Origin of the sequence: Acinetobacter sp. 5862 (genome assembly GCF_024494585.1) — a bacterium.
Taxonomy (GTDB): Bacteria; Pseudomonadota; Gammaproteobacteria; order Pseudomonadales; family Moraxellaceae; genus Acinetobacter.
Window position 1 is genome coordinate 57,331 of sequence record NZ_JANHGP010000055.1, and the last position, 18,465, is coordinate 75,795.

Below are 18,465 nucleotides of genomic sequence, written 5' to 3' on the forward strand. Positions count from 1 at the left end.
ACATACTATTTCTAGTATTCTGTATTGACAATAGATCAAATAATGATAAGTTTAAATTGAGAAAACCTCATACTTCATACTAAATAGTATATGGCTTACGTTAAGAAAATTTATGTAAATTACAAAGATTGTTCTACTCAAACCACCTTAGTCTTGCCTTGCCTCTTGACTGAGAAAGGAATCATCATTTCTCATTTGCGCTATTTGGCTTGGTTTAATTCAAAAAGTGAATCATGGAAAGAAAGATCTTGTTATGCACTTAAACTTTTATTGAAGTATATAAATTCAGTTCCACAAATTGAGAATGCTACTAAATTACTGAAAGCTTTCACCGAGGCATTAATCACAGGCACAATTGACCCAACAACCCGTACAGATTCTCTTAATCTTTATTGGCGACCACGCACAGTCAGAGATACCAATAATCTATTATTTCATATTACCCATTACACTGATTTTCTGACTTCACAGGATGAACATTCAACAATTCGTATAAATCCATTTCGCAAAGCCACAAGTTATGAAGAGCGTCTAAATTGGTGCGCTTATTATCATAAACAAGCAAATGTCTTTCTAAATCATTTAACTAAAAGAGATTTATCACAGCAGCAAGTTCGTTTGGTTGGATCGTTCAATGAAGACCTGATTGATTTTGAATATGCAGTTCGTTTCCCTGAAGATCAAATTGAAAGATTGATTTACTTAGGGTTCGAAAAAAATGGTAAATATGACTATAAATCGCAAGCGATTACGATGTTGATGAATTACGGTGGGCTTAGGAAAAGTGAAATTTTTCATATTTACACTTCAGATATCACATTAAACCCAAACCGTCCTCAAGAAGCTCTTGTTCGTGTTTATCATCCTGAATTAGGTCTAGCTCCAGACCCTCATTTCAAAAATAGACGTGAATTTCTTTTATCCAAAACATCATTGAAGCCTAGAAATAACTATCCATTTACCGAACGTTTATATGCAGGATGGAAGTCCCCATTACTTACATCTAAACAAGGTTACTTTGAGGTTGTATTTAACCCTCCTGAAAAAGCTAAAGATTTCCTATTAATTTGGGCAAACTATCTCAAATATCAGCGTGTAGAGCCGCTGAAAAGTAATCCACATCCTTTTGCATTTACAAATAATTTAGGTCAGCCTGAAACTATAAAAAACTTTCAACGCCTGCATAAACGTGCAGTAGAGCGTATCGGGCTAATTTGCAAAAAATCTCTTGGTACGACTGAGCATGGTCATCGTCATGCATATGGATTTCGTGCGCGTCAGGCTGGTTTAAATCAAGTCGAAATTCAAAAAGCTATGCATCATAAAAGCCCAACATCATGTCTTGTTTATATCAAACCAACAATTGAAGAAGTCCAAGAAAAGTTGAGAGCGATTAAATGATTAAACCTCAAGCAATCAGACGAATTGAAAGTAAACGATTTAATAAAGAGTTTTCGACTTTTCCTAGCTTAGATTCTTTAAAACAATTTTGTAAAAATGAAGGTATTACAAACTCAGTACTCTATAAACAGAAATATAGAGAATATGGGCTACCTGCTCATCCCGAAAGAATTTATGACGAATGGATTAGCTATAAAGATTTTTTTGAAATAGCTGATTTTATTTCATATGTCGAACTAAAAAATTTGATTGAAAACAAAAATCTTAAAAATGCGAAAGAGTACAAAGCTTTTATTTTAAAATTAAATGATCTAAGTCTTCCACTTGATCCACAAACTGCATATCCAAATGAATGGGAAAACTGGTATAAATTTTTAGGTAAAACAGAACCATTTAAGCCAGATTTTATTTCTTCTGACTATGTCACTTGGGCAATAAAAATTAAAGAATTTATGACTAAAGCTCGTGGTGGAGGTACTAAAGAAACTCAGCTTTGTCGTTTCGTTCGTCTTTATATTGAACAATTTGATAAAAGCAAAACACCACATGCTTTTCTTATACAGGAAAAATTCGATGTAAAACCCTTTCGAGATATTCTTGAAAATATAGAATCTGAACCTATGAGGAGGAAACTCGTTGTTTATGTCAATGAATTCTTAGATTACATTATTGACAATGATTTAACGATTGAAGATGAAGAAACAGGCGAAATAGTACGAGTCGATAATGCTAGAAATCCGTTCAGCCTTTTACTCAACCAACAGAATATATCATCTAGCTCAATCCGTTCTGAAACGACAAAACCATGCTTACAATATCATTTTGTCAAAAAAGCTCAAGAATGGATTATTCCATCAAGTGCAAAATGCTTCCAAGATTTAGAGCATCTTCATAAATTTGATGCCGATTGGGTAAAAGTCAACTTTGATCAATTAGACTTATATGACCCTGATTGTGTTTATCGTATCGTTGATAATCAAGCATATTTATGGTGTCCAATAGATTGGATTCATACTTATGCACTTACCAAAGTTCCCTTAAGAGGACGGCAAATCGCCTATAATGATTCTGGCGAAGCTGATGAATATATTGCTGATTTAGATCAACAAAACAAAATCATTTGGCTAAAAAATAATTCCCCACTTTCACGATTAACCAAAGAACAATCGTTCATCAAAAGAATGCCTGATGGTCAAACAGGTATGTTTACCACTACAAATAAAACAAATAACAATGGGCAAGGCTACACAATTCCGTGGATACCCGAAGACTTAGCATATTGGCTTATTAGGCTAAGGAAATGGCAACAAAAATATAATTCTATCTCATACCCCAGTGCTTGGATTAATTGCCAAAGAACAAATTTAAATGAGGTACAAAGAAAAGCCAAAGGATTGAATTGTTTTCTTTTTAGGCGCTTTAATGATTTTGAACCAGCAAATGTCGGAAATGCTTTAACCCCAAGATTAGCGGCTGCTCTTTATAATATACAGCCCTCAAATCTTTGCTTAGCTACACTTGAAGGAAATAGAGCAATTTTAGGTGCATATAAGTCTAAATATACACCTCATAGCATGCGTGTTAGCCTCATTACAGCCTATGTTCTTGAAATGGGTATGCCTATTGAAATCGTGATGAAGATCGTTGGCCATAGCTCCGTGATCATGTCGATTTATTATTGCAAAATTTCCAATCATGATATTAGAACTCGATTAGAAGAAGGTGAAAAAATAGCCTTAAAATCTGAAGTTGAATCAATTCAAAGGACAATTGAGCAAAATAAAATTGAAAGTGTTAAAAACCAATTAATTGGTAATAATTTGGAGTTACTGCAAGCTTTATCTAATGAGGTTCCTGCAGGTAATTTTATTTTTAGAGATTACGGTATTTGCCCTTTTGCAGCTTCAAGATGTGAGGATGGTGGTGAGTTAATAAAAAGTAGTTCATTCTATACCCCTACACCCCAAGGTTATTTAGGAACTCAGAATTGTATCCGTTGTAGACATTTTATAACTGGGCCTGCCTTTATTGGTGGTTTATTGGCAATTACAAATGAGATCTTACTCCAATCCAATGATCAATCTGAAATATGTTCGAAACTACAAATTAAAATCAATCAGATTAATCAAGATATTGATAATATTGAAAAAGAAGAATATATAGCCAATTTGAAGAAAGAAAAATTTGAAGGCACAGCAAACAGATCCAAGCTTGAGACTGAACTTCGAAATTTCGAATCTGAATATGAAACAGCCGCTAAAAAATTGGATATGCTTTTATGCGATATCCAATCGGCTTATAGTCATATTACGAAATGCCACAAGCTCATCAACAACAATCCCCTTATAGAGAGCGATGAAAAACTTTCCTTAATTACAGCCCCTAATGCTGAATTGATATTAGAAATGGAAGAAGTGAGCCATTATCAACAATTACAAGAAGTCTGTGAAAATGCAGCCATTTATAAATCTTGTAATGCAGATCAAGCTATTTATCCAAGAACTCAGCTCATTGATAAAATGGCAATGTTTAATGAAATTATGCCCGCTTTATTCATGTTATCTAAAGAACAGCAACTTTCAGCAGGCAATCAAATTTTCAAGTTATTGATGAGTCGTCTCAAATCTTGGGATAAAGTGCAAAGTGTTATAGATGGAAAGCTTAAACTAATAGAACTTTCTGAAACTGAACAAATTTCAAAATCAGAGATTGAACTCATTCTACATAATTCACCAAATTTAATTGAGGTAAGTCGTGAATCCTGAAGAGTTATTACATAAGTTAAAACATGGATCATCACTTAAAATCCAACAGTCACTCGATGCAATCTATGAAGTATGTATGGAGCAACAGGAACGTGGAATTCAGGATTTTTCTGTAAGTACGATTGCTAATTTAGGATTTAACAGAGGTGTTCCTAAAGCGCAAAGCATCAGGAATAAGACAGGTGAGAAATATAGAGCATTGATTCAATGTTTTGCAGATGCTTCATCACAGAAACCTAAATTGTCTAAACCATCTCAAACAGACAATGCGTGGATTGAAGAAATTCAAAACCCCAAACATCAGTTGCTTGTCCGTATTATGGCATCTGAGTTAAAGGAAGCTCAACAAATGATCCGTGAAATCATTCCACCTAAACAAAGGATTGATATTTATGATCATAAGAATATGATACCCGATGAATCTTTTAAGCTTTCTGATCAAGAAGTACGGGCATTACAATATTTATTGTCTACAGATTTCCAAAAAAAATGGAATTTAAAGCCTACACATTATGGTGAGCTTGTAGATGAGTCAAATAAGCCTGTTTTTAAAGTGTCAACATTGGATGCCTTACGCAAGGCTTTGGAGTATTTGTCTTGAATCGTAAATTATTAACGGTTGAAGGTTATCAACGTTTACAAGATGAGTTAAATGATTTAGTTCGTAAAGAACGTCCTGAAATTACTAAAATTGTGTCTTGGGCAGCCAGTCTAGGCGATCGATCGGAAAACGCTGATTACATCTATAATAAAAGAAAGTTACGTGAAATTGATCGTAGAATTAGATACTTAACCAAGCTTTTTGAGGTGGCACATAAAGTTGAATATAGCCCTGAACAAGATGGAAAGGCTTATTTTGGTGCTTGGGTTGAATTAGAAAATGATGTAGGTGAAACCATCAAATTTCGTATAGTTGGTGATGAAGAAATTTATGGTCGCAAAGACTATATTTCTCTCCAGTCACCTATAGCAAAGGCTTGTTTAGGTAAGTCTGTAGATGATGAGATTCAAGTACATACGCCTACAGGAAAAAGAACTTGGTATATTCTAAAAATTACTTATACAAGCTAATACAAATACTTGAAATTTAAAATTTTAAACCCACTAAAACTTTATAATTAATTGATTATAAAGTTTTAAGGGGATGTATTGTGTTTACCGATGATCAAACAATGCTAATAAATAGAATTGTTGAGGAATTACAAGAAGATAATGTTGCCGTATTTGCTGGTGCTGGCCTTTCTGTAGGAGCGGGACATGTCAATTGGAAACAGCTTTTAACCCCATTAGCTAAAGAAATCAAAATAGATATAAATCAAGAGCATGATTTAGTATCTCTTGCACAATATTACATTAATGAAAATGGCAGACAACGCCTTGCCAATAAACTAATCAATGAAATTGGTATCGAAAAATCGCCTACTGATAATCATAAAATTTTAGCAAAATTGCCTATAACTAATTTCTGGACAACTAACTATGACACGCTTATAGAAGAATCATTAAAAAATGAAGGTAAATTACCTGATGTCAAATTCACCAATGATCATTTAGCAATAACTAAAAAGGGGCGTTCAGCCATAGTTTATAAAATGCATGGGGATATAAGTTTAGCCCATGAAGCAATCCTTACCAAAGATCAATATGAGTCATATTCTATAAAGCATGCTCCATTTGTCACTGCCCTATCAGGACACTTAGTTTCAAAAACTTTTCTATTCCTAGGATTTAGTTTTACAGACCCTAATCTTGATTATGTTTTAAGTAGAATCAGAATTAGTTTTGAAGATAGACAAAGACAACACTTTTGTATCTTTAAGGAAGTAGCAGAGAAAGATTACAAAACTATAGAAGAGTACAATTTTAACAAGGTCAAACAAGAACTTTTAAGCAAAGATCTTAAAAGATTTAATATTAAAGTCATCTTGATTAAAGAATGGCTAGACTTAAATAAAATATTAAGAGAAATAACTAATCAATATAAAAGTAAGTCTATATTTTTATCAGGTAGTGCTCATGAATATGGTCAATGGACAAAAGATGAAACTGAAGATTTTCTGAGCAGATTAGGTGAGATACTTATTAGTAAAAAATTTAAAATAGTTTCAGGTCTTGGTTTAGGTATTGGGAATGCATTTATAAGTGGAGGAATAAAAGAAATCTACTCTAATCAATATGGAAAAATTGATGATCAAATAATAATGAAGCCCTTTCCACAATATGTACCAGACCCAATAGAAAGATCTTCTATCTGGACAAAATGGCGATATGATTTGATTGGTCGGTCTGGCATTTGCTTATTTTTTATGGGGAACAAATTAGTTAACAATAAAATCGAGCTAGCTAATGGTATGGATGAAGAGTTTAAAATTGCTAAAGAGTTAGGATTGAAACTAATTCCCATTGGTTGTAGTGGATATAAAGCATCTGAGTATTACCAAGAGATAATGAATAAGATTAACGATTATTACCCAAAAAAATCACTTGAATTTATTGAAAAATTAAAATCATTAAATGAGCAAGTGCATAAACCTGAGCAACTAATTGAAAAAATATTAGATGTATTAAAAGATTTGGAGTTGTGAGAAATAGAATGGCAAAAAATGTATTTTTTAGTTTCCACTATGAAGATGTAATAGGCTTTAGAGCTAATGTAGTCAGGAACCATGATACTGTTAAAGGAAGGCAAGCTGGATATTTTGATAAGTCTATTTGGGAAGATGCAAAAAAAACCAGTCCATTAGCCTTAAAACGTTTAATTAACAGCAATCTAGATGGAACATCTGTTACCTGTGTTTTAATTGGAAGTGAAACTTATGCTAGAAAATGGGTAATTTATGAGATATTTAGAAGTATATATAAAAGAAATAAAATCATTGGTATACATATTAATCGTGTTAAAGGCAAAGATGGATTAATAAAAAATAACGGTGAAAATCCTTTTGATTATACTGGTGTATATTTTAGTGAGGATGGTTCTTCATATGCTTTTATAACTAGAAACTCTCTTTCATCTCAATGGCAATATTGGGAAGAAATAGATAATTGCCGTTTTTTTAAAAATCAATATTTCTCAAGCCAATATGCATATTCAAATAGAGGTAAATGTATAAGTCTCAGTGCATTTATCAGTACATATGATTGGATTTCAGACAATGGTTATATAAATTTTAAAAATTGGATATTATAGTAAAGCGATAACTGATATGGCATATTTTACGAAACAAGAAGCACGAGAAGCTGCTCGTACAAAGCAAAGAAATTCTAATTTTTTATCATTTGAAAAAATATTGAATGAAAATATCAGACAAAAAAATGCTAAAACTGATTTTGATATTTTTTTATCACACTCATCTCAAGATTCTGAATTAGTTTTAGGTGTAGTAAGTATACTTGAAAATTTAGGTTATAGTGTTTATGTTGACTGGATCACTGATAAACAATTATCTAGAGAAAATATTAATAGAGCTACTGCACAAACTCTAAAATATCGCATGCGACAATCAACATCACTACTATATTTGGCAACATCAAATTCGAGCAATTCGAAATGGATGCCATGGGAACTAGGTTATTTTGATGGTATAAAACCAGAAAGAATAGCTATATTGCCTATTTTAGATAGTTCTAATAGTATTTTTAATGGACAAGAATATCTTGGAATTTACCCAGTAGTAAATAAGAGTAGCTATACAAGTGGAATACCTGATATTTTCATTTTTGATGGTTCTACGAGATGGTCTACTTTAAAAAAATTTACTACTGGCAATCCTAATTGGGCAAATTTTTAATTATGATGATGCCACATTAAACAAAGATTATGTGTAATGTGGCTTTTGAATTAGCTTTAGTTTCAAATCAAGTGTATTAATTTAGAATTGAGTTTATCTGCTCTTCCAAACTACGTCCAACTTCATCCTGATTTTTAGCCATTAAGAATAGTCGTTTTCCATTACTATCTTTAGCCCATTGCTTACCAATAGCATTTTTAATTCGTGCATCATCAGCTGTATCTAGATGTCCCCCTTTGTATTCCAACACAAATATCGAACCATCAACTAATTCAGCAATGAAATCTGGGTAGAAATAGTCTTTTTCTGTTGGTAACCAGAAGGAAGTATGTGGTTGCTTAGGAATATTACGCACCCAATATTTTACTTTAGGATGCATGTCCAAAAGCTGAGCACATTTAAACTCTTCAGAAATCTTTCCTGATTCAGTCTTTTCTTTTAAATCATCAATCTGAGCATAGAAATGCTTTTTAAACTTATAGCTACCTCGATAAGGCTTTCTAACTGGATATATCCCACGTTTAAACTCAAAACTATTTTCTAATTTTAATTCTTCTGCTACTTTCAACTCTGCAAATAAATCACTTTGGAATGCTTGTTTACGAGCAAGTTCAAAGAGTCGGTCAAGCTCACGAGAAACAGCCAGTGACAATTGGAATTGAGCACGATGTAGTTGCGTCAGTGTAAATCTACGCTCATTCAACAAGTGACTAATGAGCTTGGTTAAATACGCTCTAAGCTGAATTTGCGTTAATCCTGCTCTTCTTGTTTTCCGATCTAACCAATTCAACAAATCATTTTCGGTGATTGGTGTTGGCATATCATCAAATTGGATCTGTTGGCTATTGAGTAATTCATAACTCAATTGCTCTTCTTCAAGATTTAGATCAATCGCAAAGCTATTCACCGTTTCACGTATATTAAACCCTTCCAATTGAACTGGATAATCTAATAGATTCCATTCAACCGAATCTTCAATAGTTTCTTTGTCTGCAACTTGCCATTCACCATCAACAAATAATCCTAATTGTGGAATGAATGCGAAAGTAGCATTCCAGTTTTCTGGTGCTTGATAAGCTTGTCGCTCCGCACGAGCTTCCTTGAAAACTTCTTGTATTTGAGTTTTTTGTTTCGGAGTGGCTTTTTCAATTACAGCTTTTTCAATTTGATCAAACTCTTCATCAGTCGTCCCTTTATGAATAATCAAGGACGTACCTTGGCTATTTTCTCTCGTTTGAATCGCTGGTTGTAAATTAGTAGGAATAAGTTCAGGTGTAACAACAAATGGAATAGAGACCATGACTTCAGGAGTCTTTGGTTGAGTAGTCCCTTGACCTGTACCTGTAGTACCTAGATCCAATTCAGGTTGTGGATTTGCCACAATCGAGGCTTCAGCTTCCCACTTATCGAAGCCCATATTCTGCACCATACGATCTTTAAGAAGCATGGTGGCTTGAGCGATTGAACTTGAGACAACGTGTGCATATGCTTTGTTGAGTTCATCATTTTGACGTAGTTTTGCGTAAGGCATACGCAAGACACGTCCTAATAACTGCTCAACATCAGTTGCTGAGTTGATGTTCTGCAAACTTGCCAATACATATGCGAAAGAACAATCCCAACCTTCTTTTAAAGCTTCTACAGTGATGACTATCTTCACCTTACTAGTAGGGCTAAACAGATTTTCATCTTCAAGCTCTTTAGTTTGCCCTGTAGAGATCGCAATCCAGTCTTCAGTTATATTTTCATATTCACTTAATAAATGTTGTCTTACAGCGTCTACGTTAGCTTCACCATTTTTATCTTGAGCTTGGATCAATAAAATAGGGCGAATATATTCGTTTTCTTTTTGAGCAATTAACTCTAATTTTTTACGTTGAATAAGTGCATCACGAATACAATCTTGCCAACTATGTGGATGTTCAGTAAGTACAACTGGGAGCTTGATCATTTCAGCGACTTTGAGTTCCGCAGCTGATACTGAATAAAGCACGTTATTATCTTTAGGTGTCGCTGTTAGCTCAACTAAGCAACTAGGGTTTAATCGCTTTAGGGTAGGAAAGAAGGTCTTACCACCACGGTTTTTATGTGCTTCATCGACAATGATAATTGGTCGGTGCAGATTAAAGAAATTCACCAACGAATGCTTTACACGGCCAATATCTTTTTCAGTCAAGAATGGTTGATATTGCAATGTATCAGCCGTAACTCTATCCATATTTTGAGTCTGAAAATCTGTTAGCCCTGTAAAATGTTCACTTAAAGACTCATCAAAAGCATAAGCATTACGTTGAAATGTCTTATCTTTGTCAATATTAAAAATCTGAATCGTGGTCACAATCACAATACAAGACTGATTAACATCATGTTTATTTAATGTCTGTAAACTTTCAATATCACAAATTTTTAATTTATCACCATAGTAGCTTTGCAAAGCTTGTCTATAGGGATGTGTTACATCTGCCAAAGCTGCAAGTGTCTGTTGACGAATCATATCCGTCGGAACGAGCCACAAGACAATAGGCGTATCCGTATTTACATAATTTCGAGCAGCAATAGGAATACTATGTGATGCTAGTAAGGTTTTACCACCGCCTGTGGGAACACGCAGACATACGCTTGGAATGCCTTCTAAACGGTCGTTATACTGAATGTTTTCGCTCACACACTGCTTAAAAGCTCTTTCTGCCCCAAATGATGCAGCCAAAGTAAAAAACTGCTCTAAAGCTTGTAAAGACTGATTTTGATAATTTTTTAATTGAAGTGACATGAGTAATCCTTACTTAGCCTTATTGCCATAAAGTGAATATGGAATTTGTTTAAACTCGATATTTAATGATTCCAATCGAGCAGGGCTTAAACGAGAGGCTTCGCCAATTACGATTCGTTTACCATCATGAGCATGACATTCATTCAAATAATTCAATACGGATGACGTAAGGACATTTCCACCATTTGGTCGTCTATCACCTAAAATGCCGTTATACAGCAAATAGTAGGCTGTACCTTCATGAATACCTAAGAATGGATTATCAAAGTTTTCAGTTTGGTTTAATGCAGATTTGGTTTCGAGCCACCATACATAACTGGCAAGATCTTTAAACTTCACATCAGCATTTAAAAAGCCATTATCATCAAATACTGGATTACCTAGAGTATAAAAACTGAATCCACCACCGCCTTGCCAATTCACAGTTTGAGAAATACCACCTTGTTCACCGTCAATGACTTTTTCAAGACGTGGGATCACATGGGTTTTTGCATGCTCACCCATTTCGATACCGATATAACGTCTTCCCATCTTGTGGGCTACAGCTACAGTTGTTGCCGAACCAAGGAAAGAGTCAAGAACAATATCACCTTGATTTGATGCAATATGAATAACTTTTTCCATCAATCGTTCTGGTTTAGGGCTAGAAAAAGTTTCATCCTTTCCAAATAAAAATTGGCTCTCTTTTTTTGCTTCATCAGTATGACCATGGTCATCATGATTCCACCAAGTCCATGGAACTACACCCTTAACCTCAGATAAATAACGAATAATATTTGGCTGAGAATCACTATTTTTACCAAAATATATTCGTCCCTCTTCTAATAATCTATCGAATGTAGCTCTTGAAACCCCCCAACAACGCCCTTCAGGAGGTGTAAATGTCTTTCCAGATGGACTTACAACTTCATAAAATTGTTCAGGTGTAGCATGACCAGCTTGAGCCGTCATTGGAATACCACGCCATCTACCTTTTGGATCATTATTTGGATTTTTATATACTTTTGCTTGTGTTTCATTCATTGGAACGAGATTTCGAACTTGCTTAAAGCTCATTATATTTTTTGCATAGACAAGCAAATGATCATGTGCGTCACCGATTGCTTCGCGATTTTCTCTAGAATATCTTTTCTGCCAAACTATATTTGCTACAAAATTTTTACGACCAAAAATCTCATCACATAAAACTTTTAAATAATGAGCTTCATTATCATCAAGTGTAATCCAAATCGAACCATCTTCAGTCAAAAGCTCTTTTAATAGTTGTAAGCGTGGATACATCATCGAAAGCCATTGGGCATGCTCTAACTTATCGTCATAATGCTCAAAAGCGGTTTGTGTATTGTATGGTGGATCAATAAAAATACATTTCACCCGACCACCATAAAGTGGTAACAAGGCTTTCAATGCCTGTAAATTATCACCTTGAATAATCAGGTTTTCTTTTGCTTGTTCGACATCACCATATGATTTTTCGAATTTTAAAAGGTGATATGGCACTTGAGTTGCAGTTTCTTCAGCTTGGTTTCGATTGACCCAATCAAGTAAAGGCATAACATCACTGAATATAAGATAAAAATTGACTTAATCTTATCAAAAATGCCTCAATCGATGGGCAATTGAGGCAATATTTTTCAAATATTTTCTTCGTCGTTTTGCATTCCAACAGATTCAACCCATAACGCTAAAATTTCATCAGGCGTGTAAACTTCCCAATGTTCATAATTACCAATAATTTGAGCTGAAATAAAATTTTCCAATTCAGAATAGGTCCAGTCTATCGGAAGATCTCTATCGAATTTTGGATTCTGTTTTTTTTGCAATAGATGTGTTAGATAACTCGCTAATTTGTATCTAAATACATGATTTTTCCTAAATTTATAATTACTATCGCCTTGATGTTCAATTTTGTACAACTCAGCCGATGCTTCTTTAGCTTGATATGCTAGTATTGAAAAAATATATCTCAGATTGAAACTGTTAAGCATACGCATAAGCTCAAATTCCAAGGCTGAATCTTTTTCATAAGGCACTTTACGATAGTCACATATAAAGCCTACTAATTCATATATTTCTTTTAATCTTTTATTTTTTATATACTTTTCAATATCCTTGATATCCTGTACATAAATTTTTGACTCCACAATTTCCTGAAATAACCCTAAAGTCCATTGCTCTAGGGAATCATAGCATTCAGGAATTACAAGATTTATGTCCGTCCTAAAATTTAAAGCTAAGTAAGTTTGAATTTCATGCACCATATCTTCATTAAAATATTGTTTATAATCTGAATGTAGCTGGCGCAAATTAGCTTGTTCTTGTATAAACTCATCAAATTCATCTGTTTTAAAAAGATAGCCTTTTTCAAATATTTTTTTGACAAGATCACCAGTACCATTCGCTTCTAGTTCAATAAATGAATGCCATTCATGCTGAGGTAAGATATTATCTGAGCCAATTTTAATCTTGCTGATCATCGTATAAAGAACGATTTTTTCTAAATAACTTAGTTGTTGTGTCGGAGGATTATACGGAGCATCTGATGCTATGGGGATACATAATTTAAATTCATTGAGATATTTATTCATGTAACTTTGTACAGAAACTCTACGACACTCATGACAAACCAATTTTTTTTTATAAGAATTCCAACGCTTAAAATCCATATCTTTACGGATATAAATTTCATAATCGAAATAACATTTTTTGCAGTCTTTTAATCCCGTGTATTTTAAATGCCCACTATGTTTGACTATTCTTTCTAATTTTGCAGTCGATTTAATATCATATTTTTGCCATAACACTTTTGCAGTATACGTAAACTGTTGCTTTTCAATGTCAACAGACTCCCAATAATCTTTTAATAGTTCTAAATTGAAATCATCATACTCTGGATTCATCACAAGTTCATATTGTCCTTCGCTCATTATTTTATACCCTACTTTCAAATGATAAGACTTTGATTAACATGACCATAAGTATACAAACAATCGATTTGTACAAATTATCAACAATATGGTAAGTGCTCAGTTCATATAGTATAGTCAAAAAGTATATATACTATATGCAACAAGATGTTTTTAAATATCTTTATTTAAAATAGTACATAGAATAGGGTTATTTATTATAATCTGCATTTTCTGAACGATCTCCCAAACTTGCGGCCCAGTTTACCTTTTTGGTGATTTCTGGACGTTCGTCATGCCATAGTTTTTTTAATTCAGCAACCAGCAAGTCATGTCCATTACGTGTGATCAGGTTCGATTTCATATTTAAAAACGCTACAACAACAATCCATTTACAAGATTTAGCATTGTATTCCTTATTTGATCATCACCAAAGTGTATAAATTTTATTCTTTTTCAAATCAGACGGTTGTGATGTATTTCTCTTTTTTTTACTGTACAAAATTTGACAATCAGTTTTTTGACCCTTAATATGCGCCCCTAAGTTAGTTTTTGTTTACTTTTTATACATTTTGTAAATGTTGTGAAACATTTATTAAATATCCGATCAACCCAATGTCATTTTGAATGACGTTCATGACTTGCCCACCCCTTATCGAATTTATCAACTTTAAAAAGCGAAGTTTTTTTTCTGAGCTTTTAGGGCATAAATTATCTGTAGCGGAGACAACATGCACAGTAATTCAAGTTCTGGGTCTAGGCCTAGCCTTAACTCTTTATCTTCTAAACGTCCATTTCAAGCTTTAGCTTTAGGATTCGCAATCCTTCCTTTTAATAGCTTGAATGCTGAGAAATCTCATCAATACAACACAGTCGTAACGACAAAAGTTTTAACCGTGGTTGCAGTTGAAAATCCAACCACAGTTTTTAAAGACGGCGAATTTTTGCATGGTTTTGGCTATGATTTAGCACGAAATTATGCACAGAGTTTAAATGTCAAACTCGATTTTAAAACGGTTCCTGATAATGCAACTGCGTTAAAATGGATTGCTCAAGGTAAAGCTAATCTTGCTATGACAACTGCAAATTTAGCAGCCATTGAAAGTAAACAACTTGTCTCTTTTTCTGCAAGTTGTGGTGATCAAGCTACTTTAAGTAAAAATGGATTGAATCCTCAACTCAATTGGGTACTTAAGCAAGCTGATGATCCGTTAACGCTCACTGCAAGTGGATTTGTTTGTCAAAGCAAACAGCTTGGTACAACCCAACAACTAGCTTCCTTTTATAATCGCAATGTGGTTAAACCTGAAGCATGGTCTACGATTCAAAAAGACCTGAATCAGCGTTTGCCAATTTATAAAGCAAGCTTTAAACAAAGTGCGTCTAAGTATAATTTAGATTGGCATTTGCTCGCTGCTATTGGCTATCAAGAATCTTATCTTAAACCCACATCGGTTTCTCCCACTGGTGTACGCGGTTTGATGATGTTGACTAATAGCACTGCTCAAGCAATGGGTGTGAGCAATCGATCTGATCCAATACAAAGTATTCAAGGTGGTGCGAAATATTTTGATCTGATGCTAGATCAATTTTCGAATGTCCCTTATCCAGACCGTAATTGGTATGCTTTGGTCGCCTATAACATGGGACCAGGTGCAGTCAATCAGATTCAAAACCGAATCAAAACCCAAGGGAAAAACCCAAATCAATGGGTAAATTTATATGATTATTTACAGCGTAACCAAGCGCGAAATGGTCGATATAAACAAGCAGTTCAATACGTGACACGTATTCGAACTTACTTAGAACATTTAAAGACCAACAGTCGTATTGATGTCTAAGTTGAAAATAAAAAAGCTTACCGAGAGGTAAGCTTTTTTATGAGAAAAGGACTTAAGCAGTTTGCTCAAGTACTTTCTTGAATAAATCTTTTTGTTCTTGGCTTGGCTTCGCCGTTTGTAAAGCCATAAGTTGAGACATATCGCCTTGTACTTTGATTTTACCAGTCATAAACGCTTGCATCGCAGCAGCCATATCAAACTCTAAGAATACTTTACGTAATGTTTCAGCATCCATATTTAAAGTTGTTTTAGCATTTGCAGACAAACCTTTTTGGATTTTACCAGCATCTAAAGCCAATTCGGTATTACCAGCTGCATCTGTTACAACTAAGTTAATCGCTAAATTCGCAAGTGCTGGTGGTAAATTTAAATCACCCGCTTCAGCAGTAAGTTTTTCAACAGTTGCAAACCAATCATCAGTTAAAAATGCAGCCATGATTATTCCTCAAATATATTTGTTCAATTTCTTGTGTCATCTATCCAGACAACATTAAATGAAGCAATTTGCTTGTGCACTGTTATAGCACGTAATTTTTATTTTAGGCTATGGCTTTTTGTACGAAGAATTCACTTTTTAGCTCTTTTTTATAAAAAAAAAGACACTTAAATAAGTGCCTTTTCAAAAAGTTTTACATTTTATTCAGCAGCAAAACTCAAGTTCACCACATCAAGACGATTTTTCATCTGTTCAGGGTCTTTCATATCAAATTCACGTTGCCCATCTAAGGCTTCGAAATCAAACAATTCACGGTCAGCCAATTGTGAAGGCGATACATTCTGTAAGGCACCAAAGATGCTATGTAAACGTTTTGGATGTTGTTTATCCCATTCACGTAGCATGTCATTAATAATTGCACGTTGTAAGTTTTCTTGTGAACCACATAAGTTACATGGAATGATTGGGAACTTTCGTAGATCAGCATATTTAATAATGTCTTTTTCTTCGACATAAGCCAAAGGACGAATCAAGATATTCTTTTTATCTGAAGAAAGAAGTTTTGGTGGCATTGCCTTTAAGCTACCGCCATGGAATAAATTTAAAAAGAAAGTCGCCATAATGTCATCGCGATGATGACCTAATGCAACTTTGGTTGCACCGATTTCTTGTGCGAAGCCATATAACGAACCACGGCGTAGGCGTGAACATACCGCACAGTAGGTTTTACCTTCAGGCGTTAGGCGTTTAGTAATCGTATAAGTGTCTTTTTCAAGAATGTAATATGGAATGTTATTTTCTTCCATATAACGTGGTAAAACATCTTCAGGGAACCCAGGTTGTTTTTGATCAAGATTCACCGCCACAATATCAAAGTTAATCGGCGCGATACGTTTAAACTGCAATAAAATATCAAGCAACGTGTAACTGTCTTTACCACCAGACACACAGACCATGACCTTGTCGCCATCTTCGATCATGTTGTAATCACGAATTGCATGCCCTACTTGACGACGAAGCTTTTTCAACAGGCGATAATATGCCGAACTCGTCGGAAGCTCAGGCTTAAAATTAAATCCTTGGTTGGACTCCACTGGCGCGTACATAGACGTGATTTACTCATAAACAAAAATACCGCAAGATTTTATCCGATTCCGAAAAGATGCGCACCTAAAGAATTTTTCAATTTCGTGCAATCGTCATATTTCAGTTTCATACTGGTAAAATTCTGACCAAATTATGTCAAAACGGTCTGGATTGCTTATATTTCAAACTTTTCCACAGTTTTCCACAAAAGCTGTGGATAAAATTGTGGATTTCTTCGCTATTGACAAAGTATTTTTATGTGAGAACAAGGCTTACAATCAAATTGATCATTTTTTAATCAGTGTTTTTTAGTTAATAAAAACAATGATTTAAATATGTCAAGACTTAGATTTTAAAAAAAATAATTTAATTTTTTTGCTGAACATTCGCACAAAACGACTTGCTTTTTGTAAGAGAGCGGAAATAAAAAAATTGTAGCTAAAGTTTTTTTTATGCTTTTTTTTGTTACACTACTGTGAACAACTCCATGCTCATCTTTTGTGAATATTATAATGATGGACAAAACAAAATATATTTTCGTTCTTTTTTTGGGGACAATCGGTTTTTTAAATACGACAGTATCTAGTTATGCTGGTCAAACCATTTATCAATTTAAAGATGATAATGGTACAACTTTACTTACCAATAAAAAGAAAGCTGAATACAATCACCTAAAAGTGATTAAAGCGACCTATTATCCTGATAGCAATATTCACAGCTATAGTAACTGGGGCGCAAGTGAAGCCTCTGTTCTACCAAGTTATAGTCGTAATAAAAATGCTTTTGATCAGATGATCCGTCAAGCAGCGCAACAGCATGGCGTTTCAGAAGGTCTTATTAAAGCCGTTATGCATACTGAGTCAGGTTTTAATATTAATGCGCGATCCCCTGTCGGTGCTCAAGGATTAATGCAACTGATGCCTGCAACTGCACGGCGTTTTAACGTGAGTAATGCTTACGACCCTCAACAAAATATTTTTGGTGGTGCGAGATATCTAAGTTGGTTGTTAAAACGTTTTAATGGCAATACGCAACTTGCTATTGCTGCTTATAATGCTGGTGAAGGTAATATTGATAAATATGGTGGAATACCGCCATTTCGTGAAACACAAGATTATGTCCGTCGTGTCACAAGTCGTTTTCAAAATCTCTATTCATCAAGTCTAAGTTCAACTTCGAGTTCTAATAATGCAAATACTCAAGTGATTGCTCAATCGGCAAATTATACATCTTCAAATTCAGAAGCTGTGTCCGCACCTAAACAATATAGTCGTCAAATTATCACATTGGCCGATGGTACTTTTACAGATGCACCAGGCACATATACCACAGCCAATGCAACTGCATCTGCACGAATCCGAGTAAGTGATTAAACAAAGAAATCACTTATTCTCACATCATGATTTTATTTTTTTTCAAATAAATTAGTCGTTTTCCCCTTCTTAAAACACTTCTATTGTTTTATTAGC

At 34.2% G+C, this 18,465-nt stretch carries 14 protein-coding genes and 1 pseudogene; 9 read left to right on the plus strand and 6 right to left on the minus strand.

The window, feature by feature from the left end; all coding sequences use genetic code 11:
* Positions 1-90 precede the first annotated feature (90 nt).
* The 7 genes from gmtY (at position 91) to NO346_RS10910 (ending at position 7,957) form a co-directional block, all read left to right on the plus strand.
* On the plus strand, positions 91-1,401 hold the full coding sequence (gene gmtY, locus NO346_RS10880; RefSeq protein WP_004660863.1) for a gamma-mobile-trio recombinase GmtY: 1,311 nt from the start codon (positions 91-93) through the stop codon (positions 1,399-1,401).
* Complete coding sequence (locus NO346_RS10885) at positions 1,398-4,166, plus strand: VPA1269 family protein (RefSeq protein ID WP_256415171.1); 2,769 nt, start codon at positions 1,398-1,400, stop codon at positions 4,164-4,166. Before gmtY ends, NO346_RS10885 begins: the two co-directional genes overlap by 4 nt.
* On the plus strand, positions 4,156-4,767 hold the full coding sequence (gmtX, locus tag NO346_RS10890) for a gamma-mobile-trio protein GmtX (protein WP_005084418.1): 612 nt from the start codon (positions 4,156-4,158) through the stop codon (positions 4,765-4,767). The genes NO346_RS10885 and gmtX overlap by 11 nt, the downstream gene beginning before the upstream one ends.
* Positions 4,764-5,237, plus strand: coding sequence for a transcription elongation factor GreB (gene greB / locus NO346_RS10895; RefSeq protein ID WP_256415172.1), 474 nt, complete (start codon positions 4,764-4,766; stop codon positions 5,235-5,237). Before gmtX ends, greB begins: the two co-directional genes overlap by 4 nt.
* A gap of 80 nt (positions 5,238-5,317) precedes the next feature.
* Positions 5,318-6,751: an SIR2 family protein gene (locus tag NO346_RS10900; protein ID WP_256415173.1), complete on the plus strand. Its 1,434-nt coding sequence runs from the start codon at positions 5,318-5,320 to the stop codon at positions 6,749-6,751.
* Positions 6,752-6,759: 8 nt separating this feature from the next.
* Complete coding sequence (locus tag NO346_RS10905) at positions 6,760-7,356, plus strand: TIR domain-containing protein (RefSeq protein WP_180061298.1); 597 nt, start codon at positions 6,760-6,762, stop codon at positions 7,354-7,356.
* A gap of 16 nt (positions 7,357-7,372) precedes the next feature.
* Complete coding sequence (locus tag NO346_RS10910) at positions 7,373-7,957, plus strand: toll/interleukin-1 receptor domain-containing protein (protein ID WP_180061297.1); 585 nt, start codon at positions 7,373-7,375, stop codon at positions 7,955-7,957.
* Between the two features lie 76 nt (positions 7,958-8,033).
* On the opposite strand, the gene NO346_RS10915 is transcribed toward NO346_RS10910, so the two are convergent.
* From NO346_RS10915 to NO346_RS10930, 4 genes and pseudogenes are all read right to left on the minus strand, one after another.
* Entirely contained in the window at positions 8,034-10,727 is a 2,694-nt protein-coding gene (locus NO346_RS10915; protein WP_256415174.1) for a DEAD/DEAH box helicase, read from the minus strand.
* A gap of 9 nt (positions 10,728-10,736) precedes the next feature.
* On the minus strand, positions 10,737-12,281 hold the full coding sequence (locus tag NO346_RS10920; protein WP_256415175.1) for a site-specific DNA-methyltransferase: 1,545 nt from the start codon (positions 12,279-12,281) through the stop codon (positions 10,737-10,739).
* Positions 12,282-12,361: 80 nt separating this feature from the next.
* Positions 12,362-13,654 carry a hypothetical protein gene (locus NO346_RS10925; protein WP_256415176.1) on the minus strand — a complete coding sequence of 431 codons (1,293 nt, stop codon included), beginning with the start codon at positions 13,652-13,654 and terminating at the stop codon, positions 12,362-12,364.
* Positions 13,655-13,853: 199 nt separating this feature from the next.
* Positions 13,854-13,997: pseudogene (locus NO346_RS10930) on the minus strand (transcription elongation factor GreB); the annotation flags it as partial.
* A 367-nt stretch (positions 13,998-14,364) separates the two neighbouring features.
* On the opposite strand from NO346_RS10930, the gene NO346_RS10935 reads away from it, so the two are divergent.
* Positions 14,365-15,474 carry a transglycosylase SLT domain-containing protein gene (locus tag NO346_RS10935; protein ID WP_256415177.1) on the plus strand — a complete coding sequence of 370 codons (1,110 nt, stop codon included), beginning with the start codon at positions 14,365-14,367 and terminating at the stop codon, positions 15,472-15,474.
* Positions 15,475-15,526: 52 nt separating this feature from the next.
* Here the strand turns inward: NO346_RS10935 and NO346_RS10940 are convergent, their stop codons facing one another.
* Entirely contained in the window at positions 15,527-15,910 is a 384-nt protein-coding gene (locus NO346_RS10940) for an SCP2 sterol-binding domain-containing protein (RefSeq protein ID WP_004660844.1), read from the minus strand.
* Between the two features lie 200 nt (positions 15,911-16,110).
* Complete coding sequence (gene ttcA / locus NO346_RS10945) at positions 16,111-17,016, minus strand: tRNA 2-thiocytidine(32) synthetase TtcA (RefSeq protein WP_256415178.1); 906 nt, start codon at positions 17,014-17,016, stop codon at positions 16,111-16,113.
* A 492-nt stretch (positions 17,017-17,508) separates the two neighbouring features.
* Here ttcA and NO346_RS10950 point away from each other — a divergent pair, with 492 nt between their 5' ends.
* Complete coding sequence (locus NO346_RS10950) at positions 17,509-18,369, plus strand: lytic transglycosylase domain-containing protein (protein WP_256415179.1); 861 nt, start codon at positions 17,509-17,511, stop codon at positions 18,367-18,369.
* Positions 18,370-18,465 lie beyond the last annotated feature (96 nt).

Coding starts and splice junctions, on each gene's coding strand:
- NO346_RS10940 (WP_004660844.1), bottom strand. CDS start 15,910: ATGGCTGCATTTTTAACTGATGATTGGTTTGCAACTGTTGAAAAACTT.
- NO346_RS10910 (WP_180061297.1), top strand. CDS start 7,373: ATGGCATATTTTACGAAACAAGAAGCACGAGAAGCTGCTCGTACAAAG.
- NO346_RS10950 (WP_256415179.1), top strand. CDS start 17,509: ATGATGGACAAAACAAAATATATTTTCGTTCTTTTTTTGGGGACAATC.
- NO346_RS10905 (WP_180061298.1), top strand. CDS start 6,760: ATGGCAAAAAATGTATTTTTTAGTTTCCACTATGAAGATGTAATAGGC.
- NO346_RS10920 (WP_256415175.1), bottom strand. CDS start 12,281: ATGCCTTTACTTGATTGGGTCAATCGAAACCAAGCTGAAGAAACTGCA.
- NO346_RS10925 (WP_256415176.1), bottom strand. CDS start 13,654: ATGAGCGAAGGACAATATGAACTTGTGATGAATCCAGAGTATGATGAT.
- NO346_RS10935 (WP_256415177.1), top strand. CDS start 14,365: ATGCACAGTAATTCAAGTTCTGGGTCTAGGCCTAGCCTTAACTCTTTA.
- ttcA (WP_256415178.1), bottom strand. CDS start 17,016: ATGTACGCGCCAGTGGAGTCCAACCAAGGATTTAATTTTAAGCCTGAG.
- NO346_RS10885 (WP_256415171.1), top strand. CDS start 1,398: ATGATTAAACCTCAAGCAATCAGACGAATTGAAAGTAAACGATTTAAT.
- gmtY (WP_004660863.1), top strand. CDS start 91: ATGGCTTACGTTAAGAAAATTTATGTAAATTACAAAGATTGTTCTACT.
- NO346_RS10915 (WP_256415174.1), bottom strand. CDS start 10,727: ATGTCACTTCAATTAAAAAATTATCAAAATCAGTCTTTACAAGCTTTA.